This is a genomic window from Tepidimonas sp. (genome assembly GCF_046292505.1).
Classification (GTDB): domain Bacteria; phylum Pseudomonadota; class Gammaproteobacteria; order Burkholderiales; family Burkholderiaceae_C; genus Tepidimonas.
This window is the reverse complement of record NZ_JBKBQX010000066.1, coordinates 1-1835: the sequence shown is the minus strand read 5'-3', so window position 1 is coordinate 1835 and position 1835 is coordinate 1. Positions and strand designations below refer to the sequence as shown.

General features: G+C 61.0%; 1 protein-coding gene. It reads right to left on the bottom strand.

Annotation, left to right across the window (positions count from 1 at the left end; genetic code table 11):
* Positions 1-1835 (bottom strand): AAA family ATPase (locus ACK4TH_RS11595; protein ID WP_409626639.1); only part of this gene is annotated, 1835 nt, incomplete at both ends.

The following is a 1835-nucleotide window of genomic DNA, read 5'->3' as shown; positions in this document are numbered from 1 at the left end:
GACGTGGTGGTGGCCGACGAGGTCTCGTCGCTGGCGCGCGCCAACCGCGTGTCGGTGGACGAGGTCGGCCCGCACGATGGTCGACCGCGACGCCTTCACCGCGTAAGGCTTTCTCGACCGTCGTGCGTAGCGACGCCTCTGTCATCTTTTCATACAGGCTATCAGCCAGTTGCAGGGCGAGTGTCGCTTGCTTGACGCTGATAGAGCCGGATTGCTGGCGCATGATTTCGCCCGCGCAGACTTCCGCGATGAAACGGCGTTGCGTGTCTTCGTTCGTATTCATGTGGTGGAACTTCATGACGCCGACATCGTCGCCGTTGTACAGGCGAACGCTGGTCTTTTTGAACCACACGCTGCGACTGGATGCCAGAGACAGGTTCATCTTGGCGTCGTCGAGACGGGCGTACAGATGCTTCTCGTCCTCGGTTATGCCATACACGCGCCGGTCTTCATCCGACGCGTTGAACAGAGTGACAGCAATACGAGCGCTGTTGATAATGGCACCGGCACCGCGCGCTGTGTCAGGATTGCCAGCACGGTTCTGTCCGAACGAACCGGACTGCTTGTTGGTATGGTGCGGGATCAGCCCAGCTACGTTGGCATCCTTGGTTATGCGGCGCAGCACGCCCATTACCTGACGCATTTCCCCGTTGTCCTGTTCGTCGCAGTTGTGTATCTCTACCAGCGGATCGAGGACCAGCAATCCAACGTCCGGGTCCGAAGCGAGATTGACAATAGCCTGTACGTGCTGGTCGTAGGTAACAACCTGATTGCCAGATGAATACGCGACGGTCAACAGCAGATCGTCGGAACTGAGGAGCAACACGCCTTCCTTGACGCGCTCGAAGTCGAGTTTGTATTCCTGACAGATGGCGTATAGACGGCGTGACTGTTCGTCTAAGTCGTCCTCGGCGTTGTAGACCACGCTCTTGAACGGGGCGGCTATCTCGTACGGGCCGAAGCCCTTGCCGACAGCGCCATGCGCCGCGATGGTCAACGCGAGCGACGACTTGCCGGACGAACCGGCCGCTGGCATGAGGGTAATCTGTCCGCGCATGAGGAGCCGCTTGATCAGCCAGGGTCGCGGCGGGATGCTGGCCAGCGAGCGCGCGTTGCCGAAGCTGCCGCCCTGCGGGATAAGCTGCGGGATCACGGCTTCCGGTACGCTGACCGTGCCGAACGTCTGTTCTGGAAGTTTGGTTCCCAGATCGCCGGTGCCGTAGTCTTCGGCGTGTTCGATGGTCGACCACAGCCGTTCCGCTTCGTAGGGCGGATGTACCTTCATCTCGTTCCAAGATAGCATTAGCTGGTAGGCCGTCTCGACCGTCAGCGCGTAGTCGCGTACCAGCGTGCAAGCAACCTGATAGACGATAGGGTTCCGGCCGCCAGCGCTGGCCTCCGGCGCGCTCTCGCGCAGCCAGACCTTGGCGGTCTCTATGCCCGTGGGGCTGTCCAGGTCGATGCCGATGTAGTCCCGGTCGACGCGGCGGCCGGGCTGGCGCAAGCGCTCCTCGATGCCTGCCGGAACCCAAGCCATCTCCTGGTCGCGGAAGACTTCATAGGCCCGGCCGTTGATCACGGAGCCGGGGCCAACGACGTAGCCATTATGCGAGCGGATGTCCAACCCGTCAGCCAGCGGCGCGAGGGAGCTATCCGGCCCGTTGAAGTAGCAATGATAACCGCCTGTCGGCGTGCGGATTACCAGCGTATCGAAATGGCCGCCCATTCCGTAGTAGTTTTCCAAGCCCGGCTTGTTGTTCTTGACATCGACATCCGCCACGACCATATCCGTGGTCAACACGCCGATGTTGTACGGACGCTCTATCCCGGTCACG